The sequence below is a fragment of the Pseudomonas sp. B7 genome (genome assembly GCF_016735645.1).
GTDB classification, from domain to species: domain Bacteria; phylum Pseudomonadota; class Gammaproteobacteria; order Pseudomonadales; family Pseudomonadaceae; genus Aquipseudomonas; species Aquipseudomonas glycinae.
This window is the reverse complement of record NZ_JAERRE010000011.1, coordinates 139889-157077: the sequence shown is the minus strand read 5'-3', so window position 1 is coordinate 157077 and position 17189 is coordinate 139889. Positions and strand designations below refer to the sequence as shown.

The following is a 17189-nucleotide window of genomic DNA, read 5'->3' as shown; positions in this document are numbered from 1 at the left end:
CTGAGACATCAGGCTGCAAGGTTACACAAAAGCGTTCAGGGCTTGCGGGCAATGATGACCTGACTTTTCGCCACCACCGCATCCAGCGCCTGCTTGATCTGCGCACCGCGCGGCGAGTCGAGCACCGCTTGCCAGGTATCGGCCCAATGATTGAGCAGCGGATGATCCGGGTTGCTGAATTCGACCTTGGCCTCCCAGAACAGCATCATCCACATCGACCAGTAAAAGCCGTACTGACTGTGGCTGATGATCTCGAGTCCCGCCTCACTGACCATCGCCTTGAACTGCTCTTCGCTGATGATGCGAATGTGGTTGGGCTTCTGGAAATACTCCGGCGCGGCGATGTCCTTTTGCAGGTCTTCGGAGCTGGGGTGCGGCACGCTCAGCAAATACAGCGCGCCCGACTGGCCGACACGCACCAGTTCGGCCAGGAACTGCGCCGGGTCGTCGACGTGCTCGATGACTTCAGTGGATACCACGCGAGTGGCGGTGCCATCGGCGATCGGCAGCGGATTGCAGTCGGTGACATGGCATTCGACCCCACGCGCCGGCGTATCGCTCAGGCGCTGGCGGGTCGCTTCGACCTTGGCGCCATCGATATCGGCAATGATGATCTTCGCCCCGCGCATGCCGCAGAAATGCACGTTGCCACCGTCGCCGCAGCCAACGTCGAGCAAGGTGTCATCGGCGGTTACCGGGAAGCCTTTGAACAGCTCACCGGTTTGCTGGTTGAACCAGCCGCTGAGCATCGCGTCGTGCAGGCCGAGCATATAAGGGTCGACCTTGTCGGCGACCGGTGCGACAGCTTGTACGGGGGCCGGAGCCGCCGTGAGTTTTTTCAAAAGGCTCAGCATGAGGTGGCTCCAGAGGACGAGACGACGGTTCGAGAGGTGCCGAGGCGTTTCACCAGCGTGGCGCCTCGATTGCGCATGGGCATTTCGATCAAGCGGTAATTGAGTTCGCTGAGCAGCACGATCAGGCCACCGGCTATCAGCAGCGTCACGATCGGATGCCCCGCCGGGCTCGGCAGACCAGCGCTCTGCAAACGGAAGATCAGTTCCCGCACCAGTTGATAGGCCGGGATGTGGATCAGGTAAATGCCGTAGGAGCGGCTGCCGATCCATGCCATCAGTCGTTGCAGCCTGCCGGCCGGCAGCAGGTAATTGCGGTCGTACGAAGCGATCCACACCAGCACGGCGCTAAGCACGGCGATAGACCCGATGCGGTAACCGGCAAAAGTGAAACGGTCGGTGGCCATGAAGCTCAGCAGCGCTCCGAGGCCGACCAACGCGAGCACTCCGGCCCATGGCCGCCGCAGGAATACCGGCTCCCATCGGCAGTAACCCGGCTGCACGCTCCACATCGCCAACAGCACGCCCAACGCCAGCGCATCGGTGCGAATGACCATCAGCAGCGGCGTACGCACCGTGAACAACTGCACCGCCACCAGTGCCAGCAATGCCCACACCAGATGCTTGCGGCACAGCAGGATCACTAGCGGGAACAACAGGTAGAACTGCTCTTCCAGCGCCAGACTCCAGTAGACGAAACTGCTGCCGTATTCGTAATGAAAGAACGCATCGGCAAAGCGGAAGTTGGCGTACTGCAGCACCCCGGCCAGAGTGGCCTGGACGTTGGCGGACCACGTGCCGAACGCCCCTGATCGATTGAGAAACACGCACGCCAGCAGCATCAGCGCCAGCCACAGCCAGGCCGAGGGCAACAGACGAAACGCCCGACGCAGCCAGAAATTGCGCGTCTGCTCCCAGTATTCCCGGCGGTTGCTGCAACCGCGCAGCGCCGGGATCAGGCTGCGGGCGATGACAAACCCCGAGATCGCAAAAAACAGGTCTACGCCCCACCATGGCTGCGCCCAGGCATGGATCCTTTCAAGCAGCGGCACCGGGTCGGTGAACAGGCTGCCTTGCAAGTGATGAAACAGCACGCCGAGTACCGCAATAGCCCGCAGCACTTCGATGTCCATGATCCGCTTGCCGCTCATGACACTCGTCCTGCATCGAGCGGTTTGCGGGCGATGATCACCTGACTCTTGGGCATGAACCGGTCGAGCATCTGCTTGATCGCCAAACCGTCTGGCTGCGCCAGCAAGTCCTGCCAGGTTCTGGCCCAACTCTCCATCAACGGTGGATACGGCGCCTGGATCCGGTCGCGCACGGCGCCTCCGAGGTCACGCCCGGCAGCGCGTTCGCTGGCCCAGAAAAAAATCATGCCCATGACCCAGAAAAACCCCGTGGCCTGACGATGCTCGATCACCAGACCGGCCTCCTCCACCAGTGCCGCGAAGCGTTCCGGGGTAAAGATCTGCACATGATTGGGTGACTGGTAATAACCCGCCGGGGCAATGCCCTGCTGCAAATGCTCGCCTACCGGCGCTGGCACACTGAGCAGGTACAGCGCACCGGGCCGGCCCATGCGTACCAGCTCGGCCATGAACGGCTCGGGCTGGTCGATGTGTTCCAGCACTTCCATGCACACAACCTTGCTCGCACAGCCGTCGCTCAGCGGCAATGGCAGGCTGTTGCTGACCAGACCGAGGCTGGCGTTGCGGCTCTGCGCCTCGACTTGCCGGGCGAGATCGCGGACTTTGTCGTGCTCGCTGTCGGTGAAGATCACCGAGGCCCCCTGGCGCACGGCGAACAATGTCGCCACGCCCTCACCGCACCCCACGTCGAGCAGGGTGTCGTCCGCGTCAATGGCAAAGCCCTTGAGCAACTCGCCACTGTCGCCGTGAAACCACCCGTCGAGCATGGCATCGTGCAGGCCGACGTCCCGCGGCGACACGCTGACGGACACACGATCCGGCAGAGAGTCCGGCACCGATGGCGCAACCGGACGCAAACGCCTCAGCCATGCGCGGATCATGCGCCCGTGGCTTCCGTTGCAGCGACAGCGCGGAGCTCGTGCACTTGAGCGAGAAAATCGCGCAAACGCTGCTCGGCCACCGCCTGACTGCAGAACGCCTGGAGACTGGCAACGGCTTGCGCCGACATTCGCGCATAACGCCCGGGATCGTTCTTCGCCACCTCATAGCTGTCGCGATAGGCCAAGCAGACCGATGCCCAGTTGGTCACGTAACGCAACGTGCGGAATGCCCTGCGCGGGTCGTGCGGCCAGGCCGTGAGTTCATCGGTGGACTCGACCAGGAAGGCGTTGTCGGTGCTCAGGTAATCGATCATCGCCGTGGTACGCGGCGCCACGGCCGGTTTGCCGCAGGACATGAATTCCATCAGCGGCAGGCACTGGCCCTCGCCGTAGGAAGTGTTGACCACGTAACGGGTGGCCTGCACCAGACGCTCGTAGTCGGCGTCCGCGAGGTAGCCGTAAATCAGCACGATGCGGCAGCGGTAGGTCTGGTTTTTATACAGGTGATGAAGAATGTCGCTGAGCGCTTCTTCGGCATCGTGATGCGTGAGCTTGAGTACCAGCGTCGCGTCTTCGACGTCGCGGAACGTCACGCAGAAGGCGCTGAGCATGTCTTCCCAGTTCTTGCGGCCGTCACCTGGATTGAACACCGACGTGTAGACGACACCGTCCAGCAACAACTCCTGCTCACGCACCGGCGCCTGGAAATCGATGCCCTGGCCACGGCGCAAATGTTTCGGGCCAAACGCGTCGAGATCGAGCTGACGACTGTCAGCGATCAGCCCCTTGATCGTCAGGCGCACGGGCCCAGTCGAGGACTGGCCCTGTAGCTGCGCGCCCCGGGCCGCGAAGCGATCCCACACCGGCGCCGGCACCGCGACAATCGGGTAATCGGCGCCCATGGCCTCGCGCACGGCGTTGACCGTGTAGGTGGAATGGGTGATCGCCGCGCCGCAGGCGCGCAGCACCGTGCGCCAGTCATTGCGTGGCTCGTTGTCGAAGGGTTCGTTGGGGATGGTGCTGAATTCCCAGGCGAACACCGGCAACGTCGGGCATGCCAGGTGGATCGGCGTGCGGTGTGGCGGCGAGAACGAGAGGAACACGCACGGCTCGCCACGGGACAGGCACTCCAGGTACAGCGCATCGACTTCGCGCGCCGGATCGACGACTTCCACCACACGCCCAAGGCGTTCCAGCACCGGCCGGTATTCCTTGAGCACGAAGTAATAGCTGTACTCCGAACGACCGAGGTTCTGCGCGATGGTGTGCTGGTTGGTTTCCGAGTGAATGATGATCAGCATGAGGCATTGTCCGTCACGGGGGCGGCATCGACGGTCAGTGGCGCGAGGCCGAAAAAGTCCGCCATGCGCTGCTGCACTGGGGCAAACGCGCAGTAGTCGTGCATGCGCTCGACAGCAGCGGCAGACATCCGCGCGTACTCCTGCGGCTGCGCCTTGGCCATCCGGTAGCTGTTCTCATAGGCGCTTTTGAGCGAAGCCCAGTCCGGCCGATAGCGCAAAGTGCGGTAGATGATGCGGGTGTCCTGGGGCCAGATCGTCAGCTCTTCGCTGGACCGGACGACGAAGGCCACGGTGTCGTCGATGTAGTCTTCCATGGCCGTGTGATCCGGGGCGATCACCGGTTTGCCGCTGGACATGAACTCCATCAACGGCAGGCACAGGCCCTCGCAGCGTGAAGCGTTGACGTAAAAACTGGCGGCCTGGTAAAGCCGCGCGTATTGCGCATCGTCCAGGTAACCGTGCATCACCAGCACCCGGCAGGCGAACGGTGTAAGTTGTGCGAGCAGGGTCATCAGTTCGCTGTAGTAGGACGCCAGATCGTTCTGGGTAATCTTCAGCACCAGCGTCGCGTCAGGCGTTTCGCGAAAGGCCCAGCAGAAAGCGGTAACCAGATGATGCCAGTTCTTGCGGCCGTCCCTGGGGTTGAACACGGTCACGTAGATCACGCCTTCTACCATGGCCTCGACCACCGAGGACGTGTCCGGCAGATCCAGCGGCGGTGGCTCGGCTACGGCCACCGCATGCGCTGCGGCAATGGCCGGCAGGCGTTTCTCGAGCCAGGCGTGTATGCGATCCGAGAGCAGATCCTGCACACCTTCCCAATACCAGTGGTGCAGGAATTTCACCCGTTCTTCACCCGCGCCCAGCATCCACAGACGCAGATAGTGGCGGGCAATCACCAGGCGTCGTTTGACCGTCAGCGGTGGCGGGCGCAGTGCCTCAATTTCAGCCAATTGTTCGGCGGTCAGCGGTTTGGGCAGCAAATCGTCGGCAGACAGTCCCAGCGTGCGGCTGTCGAAAATGCAGCCCTTGATCGCCAGGGTCGCGCCGGGATTGATCGGCGCACTGACGTGCTGCTCACGAATGGCGGAGAAGTTTTCCCACAAGGGCGTCGGCAGCACGAGTACCGGAAAGTCCTCGCCCATGGCGCGGCGAATCGCGCGGGCGGTGTGGCTCGACAGCGTAATGACCCGTCCCTGTCGGGCGAGCATCTGCGTCCAGTCGTGGCGCGGATCATCGTCCCATGACTCATCGGGAATCGAATCGAATTCCCATGCGATCACGCAGATCGTCGGGCACTCAAGATCGGTCGGGGTATTTTGTGGCGGCGTGAAGGACAGGAAAACGCTGCTTTCACCGGCGGCGAGCAGTTGCCGATAGAGTGGATCAACCTCGGCGCTGGTAGACACCACATGCACCCGCCCCAGGCTTTCCAGCACCGGGCGATAGGCCTTGAGCACGAAGTAGTAGCTATATTCGGGACGCCCCAGACTCTGGCTGATGGAGCGGTCGTTGACGTCCGAGTAGAGAATGAAATTCATGGCATCCCACGGTGCAACCGCCATCCCGGCAGCTTCACGCTATGACGGCCGAGCGTCGGATCGAACCGGCATCAGCGCGGTTCGTCCTGCATCATCGGGCACGTCTCTGTTCTTGTTTTAATGGTCGGTTTTACCCTGTCGCACGATCCTTGCGAAAAGCCGCCGGGGATCGCGACGAGGGGCATTCTAAACACATCCGTCGCGCCTTCGGGAACCGCCCGGCGAGAAAAACCCGACTACTCTGACGAGAACTGACCGGTCACGATTTGCCCTGTTGAAATTGCTGCGCAATTGGCACAGATTGGCAACCAAACAACTACAACAACGACTTCACCTACGGTTCTGCCGAATTATTCCTACGATCCGACAGCTCATTCCCTATAAGCCTGTGGGAAAGGTGAACGTTAAAGACCAAGGGGTCGCTGTTTGAAAAAAAGTCTGTTCATCACGGGTCTCAGTGGATTCGTGGGACAACACATCCAGTCACGCCTGCAGGGGGAAGACGCGTCGTGGGAGCTGCTGTCTGCCGCCTCACCCTACGACCTGACAAACCCGGACAGCCTCATCGACCTTTGGCCGCAACTGCCCGATGCGGTCATTCATCTCGCCGGCCAGACCTTTGTCCCTGAAGCGTTCCGCGATCCGGCACGTACCTTCGACATCAACCTGCTCGGCACCCTGAACCTGTTGCAGGCCCTCAAGGCGCGCGGCTTCAAGGGCACGTTCCTGTATGTCAGCTCGGGCGATGTCTACGGCCAGGTCGAAGAACCCGCGCTGCCGATCACCGAACAACAACCACCCTGCCCGCGCAATCCTTACGCCGTGAGCAAACTGTCGGCGGAATTTCTCAGCCTGCAATGGGGGTTGAGCGAAGGCTGGCCGGTGCTGGTGGCGCGTCCGTTCAATCACATCGGCACCGGGCAGAAGGACAGCTTCGTCATCGCCAGCGCCGCACGGCAGATCAACCGCATCAAGCAGGGGCTGCAAGCGCCGCAACTGGAAGTCGGCGATATCGATGTCACCCGCGATTTCCTCGACGTCGGCGACGTGGTCTCGGCCTATTTTGCGCTGCTGGAAAAAGGCACGCCGGGACAGGTCTACAACATTTGCTCAGGTCATGAGCAAAGCATCCGCAGCCTCATCGAACAGATGGGCGACCTGGCCCAGGTCAAGCTGCAACTGGTTCAGGATCCGGCACGCATGCGCCGCGCGGATCAGCGTCGCGTCTGCGGCAGCCACCAACGGCTGGCCCGGACCACAGGATGGACGCCGCAAATCACTACACAACAATCCCTGCGGGCGATCCTGTCCGACTGGGAGAAGCGAGTACAACAACAATGACAAAAAGTGCATTGATCACCGGGATCACCGGCCAGGACGGCGCGTATCTGGCCAAGCTGTTGCTCGACAAGGGTTACAAGGTTCACGGCCTCGTGGCACGGCGCAGCAGCGACTCGCGCTGGCGTCTGCGCGAGATGGGCGTTGAAGCCGACATCGTTTACCTGGACGGCGACATGGCCGACGCCTGCTCGGTGCAGCGCGCGGTGATCAAGTCGGCGCCGGACGAGGTGTATAACCTGGCGGCCCAGAGCTTCGTTGCCGCCTCCTGGGACCAACCGGTAACCACCGGCATCGTCGATGGCCTGGGCGTGACTCACCTGCTCGAAGCGATCCGTCAGTTCAGCCCGCACACGCGTTTCTATCAGGCGTCCACCAGCGAAATGTTCGGTCTGATCCAGGCCGAGCAACAGGATGAGAACACCCCGTTCTACCCGCGCAGCCCGTACGGCGTGGCCAAACTCTATGGCCACTGGATCACCGTCAACTACCGTGAAAGCTTCAACCTGCACGCCAGCAGCGGCATTTTGTTCAATCATGAATCACCCCTGCGCGGCATCGAATTCGTGACCCGCAAGGTCACCGATGCCGCCGCCCGGATCAAACAGGGCAAACAGCAGGAGCTGGCCCTGGGCAACATCGATGCCAAGCGCGACTGGGGCTTCGCCGGTGACTACGTCGAGGCCATGTGGCTGATGCTGCAACAGGACAAGCCCGACGATTTCGTGGTCGCCACCGGCGTCACCACCACCGTGCGCGAGATGTGTCGCATCGCCTTCGATCACGTCGGCCTCAACTATCGGGATTACGTGAAGATCGACCCGGCGTTTTTCCGCCCGGCCGAAGTCGAAGTGCTGCTCGGCAATCCGGCCAAGGCCCAGCGCGTGCTGGGCTGGAAACCGAAAACCGACCTCGACACCCTGATCCGCATGATGATGGATGCGGACATGAAACGCGTCGCCAAGGAGTAGGCCATGCTGATCCCCGTGATTCTGTCCGGCGGTGCCGGCACCCGTTTGTGGCCGGTGTCCCGGGAGGGCCATCCCAAGCCGTTCATGACCCTGCCCGACGGCCAGTCGCTGCTGGGCAAGACCTACCGGCGCGCCGCCGCGCTGCTGGACGGCTGGGGCGACATTGTCACGGTGACCAACCGCGAGTATTACTTCCAGAGCAAGGATCACTATCAGGCCGCGCACCTGTCCCGCCATCGCGGGCACTTCCTGCTTGAGCCCACCGGGCGCAACACCGCGCCGGCCATTGCGGCGGCGGCACTGTCGCTGCAAGCCCTGCACGGTGATGCGGCAATCATGGTGGTGATGCCCGCCGACCATTTGATCGTCAATGAAGAGGCGCTCAAAAGCGCGGTCGAACACGCGGTCAATCTGGCGAAGGACGGCTATCTGGTGACCTTCGGCGTGGTGCCGACCGCCCCGGAAACCGGTTTCGGTTACATCGAGACCGGCGCACCGCTCAACGACCGGGGCGCGGCCAAGGTGCAGCGTTTCGTGGAAAAACCCGACCTGCAAACCGCCACCCATTACCTGGAAAGCGGGAACTTTCTGTGGAATTCGGGGATGTTCTGCTTCTCCACCGCAACGGTGATTGCCGAACTGGCGCTGCACGCCCCCGAGTTGCTGGAACAGACGCGCGCCTGCATGGCCGCCAGCGAACCGGTGGAAACCGCCGGTTGTCTGCAACAGGAATTGTCCACGCAGCTGTTCGCCGAGATCACCGACATCTCCATTGACTACGCCTTGATGGAACGCTCGGAGAAAGTCGTGGTGGTACCCGCCGGTTTCGACTGGAGCGACATCGGCTCCTGGGGCGCAGTTGCTGCGCTGGTGCCGGCCGACGCTGATAACAACCGTGCGAGCGGCGAGGCGATCTTCATCGACAGCCGCAACAACTTCGTTCAGAGCGAAGGCCGGCTGGTGGCCGCCGTCGGTGTGGAAGACCTGATCGTCATCGACACCGCCGACGCGGTACTGGTAGCCCACGCCGACCGTGCGCAGGATGTGCGGCGGGTGGCCAAGCAGCTCAAGGACAAATCCCACGAAGCCTATCGCCTGCACCGCACGGTCAGCCGTCCGTGGGGCACCTACACGGTGCTCGAGGAAGGCCCGCGCTTCAAGATCAAACGCATCGTGGTCAAACCCGGCGGCAAGCTGTCGCTGCAGATGCACCATCACCGCAATGAACACTGGGTGGTGGTCGAAGGCATGGCCAAGGTCACCAACAATGGCAGCGGCACGACGCTGGTGGCGAAGAACGAATCGACGTTCATCGCCGCCGGTCACAAGCACCGTCTGGAGAACCCCGGCGTGATCGACCTGGTGATCATCGAAGTGCAAAGTGGCGAATACCTGGGAGAGGACGACATCGTCCGCTTCGAAGACCAATACGGCAGGACGGTGTGAATGCTGCTTTCCCTGTACCGCTCGCTGCACGACTATCGGGGTTTCATCCTCGGTAGCGTCAAGCGGGAGTTTCAAGCGCGGTATCGCAATTCGCTGTTCGGCGCGCTGTGGACGGTACTCAACCCGCTGTCGATGATCATCGTGTACACGGTGATCTTTTCCCACATCATGCGCGCCCGTCTGCCCGGCGTCGACGACGGCATGGCCTACAGCGTCTACCTGTGCGCCGGGCTGCTGACCTGGGGCCTGTTCTCGGAAATCACCCTGCGCAGCCAGAACATGTTTCTGGAAAACGCCAACCTGCTGAAGAAAATCAGCTTCCCGCGCCTGTGCCTGCCGGTGATCGTGCTGCTCAATGCCGGAATCAACTTCGCGATCATCATCGGCCTGTTCCTCGGCTTTCTGTTGATCACCGGACGCTGGCCGGGCATGGCCCTGTTGGCACTGGTGCCGTTGCTGGCGCTGCAAGTGCTGTTCTGCGCCGGGTTGGGGATGATCCTCGGCGTGCTCAACGTGTTCTTTCGCGATGTCGGGCAATTGTTCGCCATCTGTCTGCAATTCTGGTTCTGGCTGACGCCGATCGTGTACCCGCTGAGCATCCTGCCCGAGTGGGTGCAGCGCCTGTTGCAGCTCAATCCGCTGACCAACCTGATCGGCAGTTACCAGAATCTGTTTCTCTATGGTCAGTGGCCGGTATGGAGTTCGCTGCTGCCGATCTTCGTGATCGGCCTGCTGTTGTGCGCGGTCGGCCTGCGCCTGTTTCGCCGGCGGGTCGGCGAAATGGTGGATGAACTCTGATGGGGCACATACGCGTCACAGGCCTGGGCAAGGCCTACAAGCAGTACCCCACCCGCTGGAGTCGCCTGGCCGAATGGCTGATTCCGTTTTCGCCGATGCGCCATCGCCAGCACTGGGTGCTGCAGGACGTGAATTTCGAAATCGCCCCCGGTGAAGCGGTGGGCATTGTCGGGGTCAACGGCGCCGGAAAAAGCACCTTGCTCAAGATGATCACCGGCACCACCCAACCGACCTGCGGCCAGATTCAGCTCGAGGGCCGGGTCGCGGCGCTGCTGGAACTGGGCATGGGTTTTCATCCGGACTTCACCGGTCGGCAGAATGCAGTGATGGCCGGGCAACTGCTGGGCATGCAGGTCGAAGACATCGAAGCACTCATGCCGGACATTGAACGCTTCGCGGAAATCGGCGAGGCCATCGATCACCCGGTGCGCACCTACTCCAGCGGCATGCAGATGCGCCTGGCCTTCAGCGTCGCCACCGCGCGACGCCCGGACATTCTGATCGTCGACGAAGCGCTGTCGGTGGGCGATGCCTACTTCCAGCACAAGAGCTTCGACCGCATCCGCAGCTTCCGCAAGGCTGGCACCACGCTGCTGATCGTGTCCCACGACCGCTCGGCGATCCAGTCGATCTGCGACTCGGCGATCCTGCTCGAAGGCGGCCACATGGTGATGCACGACAAGCCCGAAGCGGTCATGGATTACTACAACGCCCTGCTTGCTGAACGCGAAGGCCAGACCGTGCGCCAGGAACTGCTCGACGGCGGACAAGTGCGCACCGTGTCCGGCACCGGCGAGGCCGGGATCCTCAGCGTACGCCTGCTCGATGAACGCGAACGTTCCATCGACGCTGCCGAAGTCGGTCAGCCGGTGACCCTGGAAGTCGAGGTAGAGATTCGCCAGGACATCGAGCGGCTGGTGCTCGGCTTCATGATCAAGGATCGCCTGGGCCAGGCCATGTACGGCATCAATACCCACCGCCAGAATCAGGCGCTGGAAGACCTGCGTGCGGGCGAGCGCATCACCTATCGCTTCGCGTTCGTCATGGGCCTGGGCAAGGGCAATTACTCCGTGGCCCTGAGCCTGTCGCGACTGGACTCGCACCTGGACCGCAACTTCGAATGGCGTGACTACGGGCTGGTGTTCCACGTGATCAACAACCGTCAGGAAGATTTCGTCGGCTGTTCCTGGCTGGGCGCCAGCACCTCGATCACCCGCCACGCGGACAGCCTCGCGGAGCGTGCGCCATGACCCGCCTGCTGGTCGAATGCACCCACGTGTTCAAACACCCGAAGGTCAATTCGGGGATTCAGCGGGTGGTGCGCAACGTCATCAAACAGCTGCCGCCGAGCGCCGAAGGGGTCGAATGCGTGCCGGTGGTTCTGCTCAAGGGCCAGTTGTACCGAGTGAAGCGTCTGGCGCCGCTGGATTCGCCGCTGTTCAATGCCATCGTCACGTTTGGCGAGCGTCTGGAACGGCTGGCTCATCGTTTCTGGCAGCTGCATCAACGGCTGGACACCCGTTGCCGCACAAAACTGGCACGACGCGTGTTGTACGTCGGCTATCGCCTGACCTCGTTCGGTGCATTCGGGCTACCGCTGCGGCTGGTCGGGCTAGTCAATCGCTATCAAATGCCCCAACGCTGCGAGCCGCTGCAACACCAGCCGGGCGATCAACTGGTGCTGCTGGATTCGTCCTGGCATTCCGACTTTTTCCTGCATGCCGAGCGCCTCAAACAGGAAGGCATGGGCATCGTTGCGGTGATCTACGACCTGATTCCCTTGTCCCACCCGCAGTTCTATGACACGCGGCTGGTCGAGGTGTACAGCGAGTGGTTCGACTGGATCGCCCGCAACGCCGACGGCTTCATGGCCATTTCCGCCACCGTGCGTGATCAGCTGCGTGCAGAAATGCAGCGTCGCCTCGGGTCGGCACAAGTCGGCAAACGCTGGTTCGACTACTTTCACCTCGGTTCGGAGCTGGATCTGCAGAGCGTCGAGGCCGCCGTCGAACCACGTTTGCAACAGCTGTTCGCGACACCGGAGCCGATGTTCCTGATGGTCAGCACCATCGAGCCACGCAAGAACCACGACTATCTGCTGGATGCCTTCGACCATGCCTGGACGAACGGCTCGAACGCCCGGTTGTGCATCGCCGGGCGCATTGGCTGGAAGTGCGACGCACTGCTGGCCCGGATCCATCATCATCCCGAACTGAACCGACGCCTGTTCATGTTCAACGACTTGAGCGACACCAGCCTCGAACACGCCTACGCCCATGCCAGCGCGCTGGTGTTTCCCTCGTTCGTCGAAGGTTTCGGCCTGCCGCTGGTGGAAGCCATGCAGCGCGGGCTGCCGGCGATGGGCAGCGATATCCCGGTGTTTCGCGAGATCGGTGGCGAGTTCATGGCGTATTTCGACCTGCAGTCGCCACAAAGCCTCGCCGATCTGCTGCAGAGCTTTGAGCGCAGCGGTCGATTCCCCGCCGCCCGCGATGTCAGCGACTGGCAATGGATTGGCTGGCGTGAAGCCAGCGCGCAACTGGTCGAGCGTACCGCGCGCCATGTACTGGAGGCACCTCAGGTGCCGGCGAGGCAACATGCACATAGCCCTTAACGCCCGCATTCTCCAGGCACCACGCACCGGTATCGGTCATTACGTGGCCGAACTGGTGAATGCCTTGCACGCTGAAACCGATATCGAAGTGGCGCTGTTCCACGGCTGGGGCTGGAGCTCGCAACTGCCGGAAGCGGCGATGCCCGGTTATTCGCGCCTGACGCCGCTGCTGCGGCGGATCCCCGGCGCCTATCAGGCCCGCCGGTGGCTGGAGCAGAAACGCTTTGATCAGGGCCCTGCGCAGCCGGTCGATCTGTATCACGAACCGAGCCTGTGGCCGCTGGCTTTCGATGGCCCGACCGTGATTACCCTGCACGATCTCACACACCTGCATTTCCCCGAGACTCAGCCGCCGGCACGGCTGCGGGAAATCGAACGGCGGCTCGCCGACGGCGTACGCCAGGCGCGGATCATTCTGACCGACTCGCAAGCCATCGCTGACGAGGCCCGGGACTATTTCGGACTGCCTGCCGAGCGCTTCGTGGTCGCGCCGCTGGGTGTTGCCGCGCGTTTCCATCCGCGCGATCCGCAAGACATCGATGCGGTGCTCAAGGCCCATGCGGTCGAGTATCGGGAGTATTTCCTCTGCGTCGGCACTCTGGAGCCACGCAAGAACCTGAACCTGGCCCTGCGCGCCCACGCGCTGTTACCGGACCCCGTGCGCCAGCGTTTCCCGCTGTTGATCGTCGGCATGGCCGGCTGGCAGCGCGACCAGTTCAGTGAGGAATTGAATCAGGCCCTGGCTTGCGGGCACGTGTGCCTGCTCGGCTATCTTCCCGATGAGCAAGTCGCGCAATTGCTGGCCGGTGCCCGGGCGCTGATTTTTCCGTCGCTTTATGAAGGTTTCGGCCTGCCGGTGCTGGAAGCGATGGCCAGCGGCACGCCGGTGGTGCTCACCCGTTCTTCGGCCATGCCGGAAGTGGCGGGAGACGCCGGCAACTATATTGAAGCTGACGATGCAGACGGCTTGTGTAATGCGATGAGCCGACTGATCGATGACCAAGCGCACTGGCAGGCATGCCGGGAAGCCGGATTGCAGCAGGCACGGCTTTTTTCCTGGAAGCGTTGCGCGCAGGCCACGGCCAGCGCCTACCACCAGGCCATGGGAGGTTGAATGCGAGTTCTTCATTTCTTCAAGACGTACCTGCCTGACTCGGTCGGCGGTATCGAACAAGTCATCTTTCAACTCTGCGAGAGTGGCGCCCAACACGGTATCGAAGGCCAGGTGCTGACCCTCAGCGCCCATCCAGAACCTGCGGTGGTGCGTCTCTGCCAGCACGAGGTGCATCGGGCAAAACTGGATATCCAGTTCGCCTCTACCGGTTTTTCCTGGAGCGTGTTCAAACAGTTTCGCGAACTGGCCGCCGAAGCCGACGTGATCAACTACCACTTCCCGTGGCCGTTCATGGATCTGGTGCATTTCGCCAGCGGCGTAAACAAACCGACGGTGGTGACGTATCACTCGGACATCATTCGCCAGAAGCACCTGCTCAAACTCTATCGCCCGCTGATGAACCGTTTTCTCGCCAGTGCCGACCGGATTGTCGCGGCCTCGCCAAACTATCTGCACACCAGCGATGTGTTGCAGCAGTTCCAGGACAAGACCCGGGTCATTCCCTACGGTTTGAACAAGGCCGGTTATCCACAGCCCGACGTCGAACGCATGAACCGTTGGCGGCAGCAGCTTGGGGATAAGTTTTTCCTGTTTGTCGGGGTGATGCGTTATTACAAAGGCCTGCACATCCTGCTCGATGCCTTGAAAGACGTCGATTACCCGGTGGTGATCGTCGGCGCCGGCCCGCTGGAGCAGGAACTGCACGCCCAGGCCGCCGCGCTGGGCCTGCGCAACCTTCATTTCCTCGGTCGTCTGAGCGATGAAGACAAGGTCGCCCTGCTGCAACTGAGCTACGCCATCGTCTTCCCGTCGCACCTGCGCTCGGAAGCATTCGGCATTTCGCTGCTCGAAGGCGCGATGTACGGCAAACCGATGATCTCCAGCGAGATCGGCACCGGCACCAGCTTCATCAATATCCACAATGAAACCGGATTGGTGGTGCCACCGAGTCATCCACAGGCGTTTCGCGAATCGATGCGCACCCTGTGGGAAGACCCGGCCCTCGCTGCCGAAATGGGCCTCAAGGCCGAGGCCCGCTATCGGCAGTTATTCACAGCCGATGAAATGGGCCGCAAATGGACCGAGCTGTATCAGGAGCTGCTGGAGGAAAAGGCGTTGTCCTACGCCTGATCCGTTACAGATCCAGCACCAGCGGCTGGGCACTCTGGGCCGGCACCGCGCAGCAGATCAAAACCTGCCCTTCCTCCGGTACTTCAGCCGGAGGCTGTGGATAATTCACCGCGCCGCTGATCAGCCGCGTCTTGCAGGTGCCGCACGAACCACCGCGACAACTGAATTCCGGACGCAGGCCGCGGCTTTCCGCCAGCTCCAGCAAACTGCCGCCGTCGGGCTGCCAGCGCGCTTCCTTGGCCGAACGCTCGAACAGCACCGGCACCGACGTGGTCGCAGCCGGCGGTTGTTCCATCACGATCGCGTCCGGATCGGCTTGGCGCTTGAGGGTCGAAGGGCCGAAGGTTTCGGCATGGATCTGCCCGTCCCGCACATTCAGTTCGCGCAAGATATCGTAAATACCCTGGGTAAAACCGCCGGGACCGCAGAGCACGAAGTCGACCTGATCGAAGTCCTCGTCGGTCAGCAGATTGCGCAACAGATCGCCATCGATACGACCACGCAGGTCGAAGTCTTTTCCTTCTACCAGATCGTCTTCCGGCTGACTTAGCACTCGCAACACTTTCACGGCATCACCGGCATCCTCCAGCAACCGATCCACCTCTGCGCGGAACGGCTGGTCGGCGAGGCTGCGGGAACTCTGAACAAACAGGGTCGGACGAATCCGTCGCGTCCGCAGGCCCTGATACACCACCTCACGCAGCATCGACAGCAACGGCGTGATGCCGACGCCGGCGGCGAGCAGCACCAATGGCTTGCGCTCCAGTGCCGCGACGGTGAAATGTCCTTGAGGCAAGCGCGCCTCCAGCACATCGCCTACGCGAATCTGCTCATGCAGGTGCGTCGACACCCGTCCTTCGCGCTTGACACTGATCCGGAAAAAATCGTCCGACGGCGCGCCGGACAGGCTGTAGGTGCGGATGTGCACCTCGCCATCGAGGGTGAACCGCAGCGGCAGATGCTGCCCGGCGAGAAACACCGGCAGTCCTGCGCCATCGTTCGGCTCCAGATAGATCGAGCGGATGTGACGGCTTTCCATTTCGACTTTTGCCACGCGCAATGGCCGCCAGCTGTCCCCCAATGCCTTGGCCTGCAATCGTGCATCGGCCTGGGCCCAGTTACCGGTCAGCAGGCTGGTGGGTGACATGCCGTCGAAGCGCCAGCGAAGAGCCAGCGCTGCCGGACGCCGAACCAGTTTTTCCACCTCGAAAGTCCACAACCGTTCGGCGCCCTGGAAGGCCTCGATCTGCGGCGCGTCAAGAATGATCTCGGTGCGACCGCTGAGCTGCAACACATCGCCTGTGGAAAAGTCGATGAAAAGCAACCCGGCCAAGGGATTGAGCAGCAGATTGCCCAGCGTGTTGAAGTGCAGGTTGCCGGCAAAATCAGGGATCGTCAGGCGATTACCCTCGATTCGCACAAAACCGGGCTGACCGCCGCGGTGGGAAACATCCACCGAACGCTCGCCGTCGACGTCGACGTAACTGGCGACGAAGAAAGTATCAGCGCTTTCAATCAGCGCAATGGCGGCGGCGTCGAGGCTATCACGGTGTTCGGCTTTGCGGGTCTGCGGATCCGTCAGCGGCACTCGCTGAAACTGGCGCAACTGAATGTACTGCGGGCAGTTGCCGAACGACTGATCGACCGTCAGCCCGAAGCCGTTCGCGTCGAGATTATCGATGTGGCCATTGAGCCGATTGCGCCGGCGGGTGTGCAGTTCGATCCCAAGCAGACCGATCGCTGCGCCAGCCTGTAACTGTGCCGGATCGTCGGCAGCCGGCAGACTGGCGAACTGCAGTTGCGTCGGCTCGGGAGAGTGAGCAAAGCCCGGCTCCCCCTCCAGCACACTGGCCCAGGGGCGACCTTCGGCATCCACCGCGCCGTACAGCATGAAAGGCAATTGCTGATAGAACTGGCGGTGTTGATCCGGCATCCAGGTGCGAATCACCTTACGACCGAATTCCTCCATGCGCTCGGCAACGCCGACATGGGCCTGCAACTGTTGCTCGCCAGCGTGCCACGGTGAACGTTCCATCACGGTCTCTCCCCTGC

At 62.1% G+C, this 17189-nt stretch carries 14 protein-coding genes; 8 read left to right on the top strand and 6 right to left on the bottom strand.

Going from position 1 to position 17189, the window contains the following annotated elements:
* Positions 1 to 35: 35 nt before the first annotated feature.
* Genes JKA62_RS23690 through JKA62_RS23670 form a run of 5 tightly spaced genes read right to left on the bottom strand, consistent with a single transcriptional unit; the run spans position 36 to position 5725 of the window.
* Positions 36 to 854 carry a class I SAM-dependent methyltransferase gene (locus JKA62_RS23690; protein ID WP_201819717.1) on the bottom strand — a complete coding sequence of 273 codons (819 nt, stop codon included), beginning with the start codon at positions 852 to 854 and terminating at the stop codon, positions 36 to 38.
* On the bottom strand, positions 848 to 2002 hold the full coding sequence (locus tag JKA62_RS23685; RefSeq protein ID WP_011336668.1) for an acyltransferase family protein: 1155 nt from the start codon (positions 2000 to 2002) through the stop codon (positions 848 to 850). The genes JKA62_RS23690 and JKA62_RS23685 overlap by 7 nt, the downstream gene beginning before the upstream one ends.
* The gene (locus JKA62_RS23680) at positions 1999 to 2883 is read right to left on the bottom strand and encodes a class I SAM-dependent methyltransferase (RefSeq protein WP_201819714.1); all 885 of its coding nucleotides are present in this window, start codon (positions 2881 to 2883) and stop codon (positions 1999 to 2001) included. The genes JKA62_RS23685 and JKA62_RS23680 overlap by 4 nt, the downstream gene beginning before the upstream one ends.
* Entirely contained in the window at positions 2880 to 4184 is a 1305-nt protein-coding gene (locus JKA62_RS23675) for a glycosyltransferase (RefSeq protein WP_201819711.1), read from the bottom strand. Before JKA62_RS23675 ends, JKA62_RS23680 begins: the two co-directional genes overlap by 4 nt.
* Positions 4178 to 5725 carry a glycosyltransferase gene (locus tag JKA62_RS23670; RefSeq protein ID WP_236676643.1) on the bottom strand — a complete coding sequence of 516 codons (1548 nt, stop codon included), beginning with the start codon at positions 5723 to 5725 and terminating at the stop codon, positions 4178 to 4180. Before JKA62_RS23670 ends, JKA62_RS23675 begins: the two co-directional genes overlap by 7 nt.
* A 426-nt stretch (positions 5726 to 6151) precedes the next feature.
* On the opposite strand from JKA62_RS23670, the gene JKA62_RS23665 reads away from it, so the two are divergent.
* Genes JKA62_RS23665 through JKA62_RS23630 form a run of 8 tightly spaced genes read left to right on the top strand, consistent with a single transcriptional unit; the run spans position 6152 to position 15137 of the window.
* Positions 6152 to 7066 (top strand): GDP-mannose 4,6-dehydratase, encoded by a 915-nt coding sequence (locus JKA62_RS23665; protein WP_201819704.1) that lies wholly within the window; start codon positions 6152 to 6154, stop codon positions 7064 to 7066.
* A complete protein-coding gene (gmd, locus tag JKA62_RS23660; protein WP_011336673.1) occupies positions 7063 to 8034 on the top strand; it encodes a GDP-mannose 4,6-dehydratase in 972 nt (323 codons plus the stop codon). Before JKA62_RS23665 ends, gmd begins: the two co-directional genes overlap by 4 nt.
* 3 nt (positions 8035 to 8037) lie before the next feature.
* On the top strand, positions 8038 to 9480 hold the full coding sequence (locus JKA62_RS23655; protein ID WP_201819701.1) for a mannose-1-phosphate guanylyltransferase/mannose-6-phosphate isomerase: 1443 nt from the start codon (positions 8038 to 8040) through the stop codon (positions 9478 to 9480).
* Positions 9481 to 10278, top strand: a complete 798-nt coding sequence (locus tag JKA62_RS23650) for an ABC transporter permease (RefSeq protein WP_011336675.1) — start codon at positions 9481 to 9483, stop codon at positions 10276 to 10278. It begins immediately after the preceding gene.
* On the top strand, positions 10278 to 11528 hold the full coding sequence (locus JKA62_RS23645) for an ABC transporter ATP-binding protein (protein WP_011336676.1): 1251 nt from the start codon (positions 10278 to 10280) through the stop codon (positions 11526 to 11528). Before JKA62_RS23650 ends, JKA62_RS23645 begins: the two co-directional genes overlap by 1 nt.
* The gene (locus tag JKA62_RS23640) at positions 11525 to 12892 is read left to right on the top strand and encodes a glycosyltransferase family 4 protein (protein WP_201819699.1); all 1368 of its coding nucleotides are present in this window, start codon (positions 11525 to 11527) and stop codon (positions 12890 to 12892) included. The genes JKA62_RS23645 and JKA62_RS23640 overlap by 4 nt, the downstream gene beginning before the upstream one ends.
* Positions 12876 to 14006 (top strand): glycosyltransferase family 4 protein, encoded by a 1131-nt coding sequence (locus JKA62_RS23635; protein ID WP_201819696.1) that lies wholly within the window; start codon positions 12876 to 12878, stop codon positions 14004 to 14006. The genes JKA62_RS23640 and JKA62_RS23635 overlap by 17 nt, the downstream gene beginning before the upstream one ends.
* The gene (locus JKA62_RS23630; protein ID WP_201819695.1) at positions 14007 to 15137 is read left to right on the top strand and encodes a glycosyltransferase family 4 protein; all 1131 of its coding nucleotides are present in this window, start codon (positions 14007 to 14009) and stop codon (positions 15135 to 15137) included.
* A 4-nt stretch (positions 15138 to 15141) separates the two neighbouring features.
* Here the strand turns inward: JKA62_RS23630 and JKA62_RS23625 are convergent, their stop codons facing one another.
* Positions 15142 to 17172 carry a 2Fe-2S iron-sulfur cluster-binding protein gene (locus JKA62_RS23625; RefSeq protein WP_011336680.1) on the bottom strand — a complete coding sequence of 677 codons (2031 nt, stop codon included), beginning with the start codon at positions 17170 to 17172 and terminating at the stop codon, positions 15142 to 15144.
* Positions 17173 to 17189: the final 17 nt, after the last annotated feature.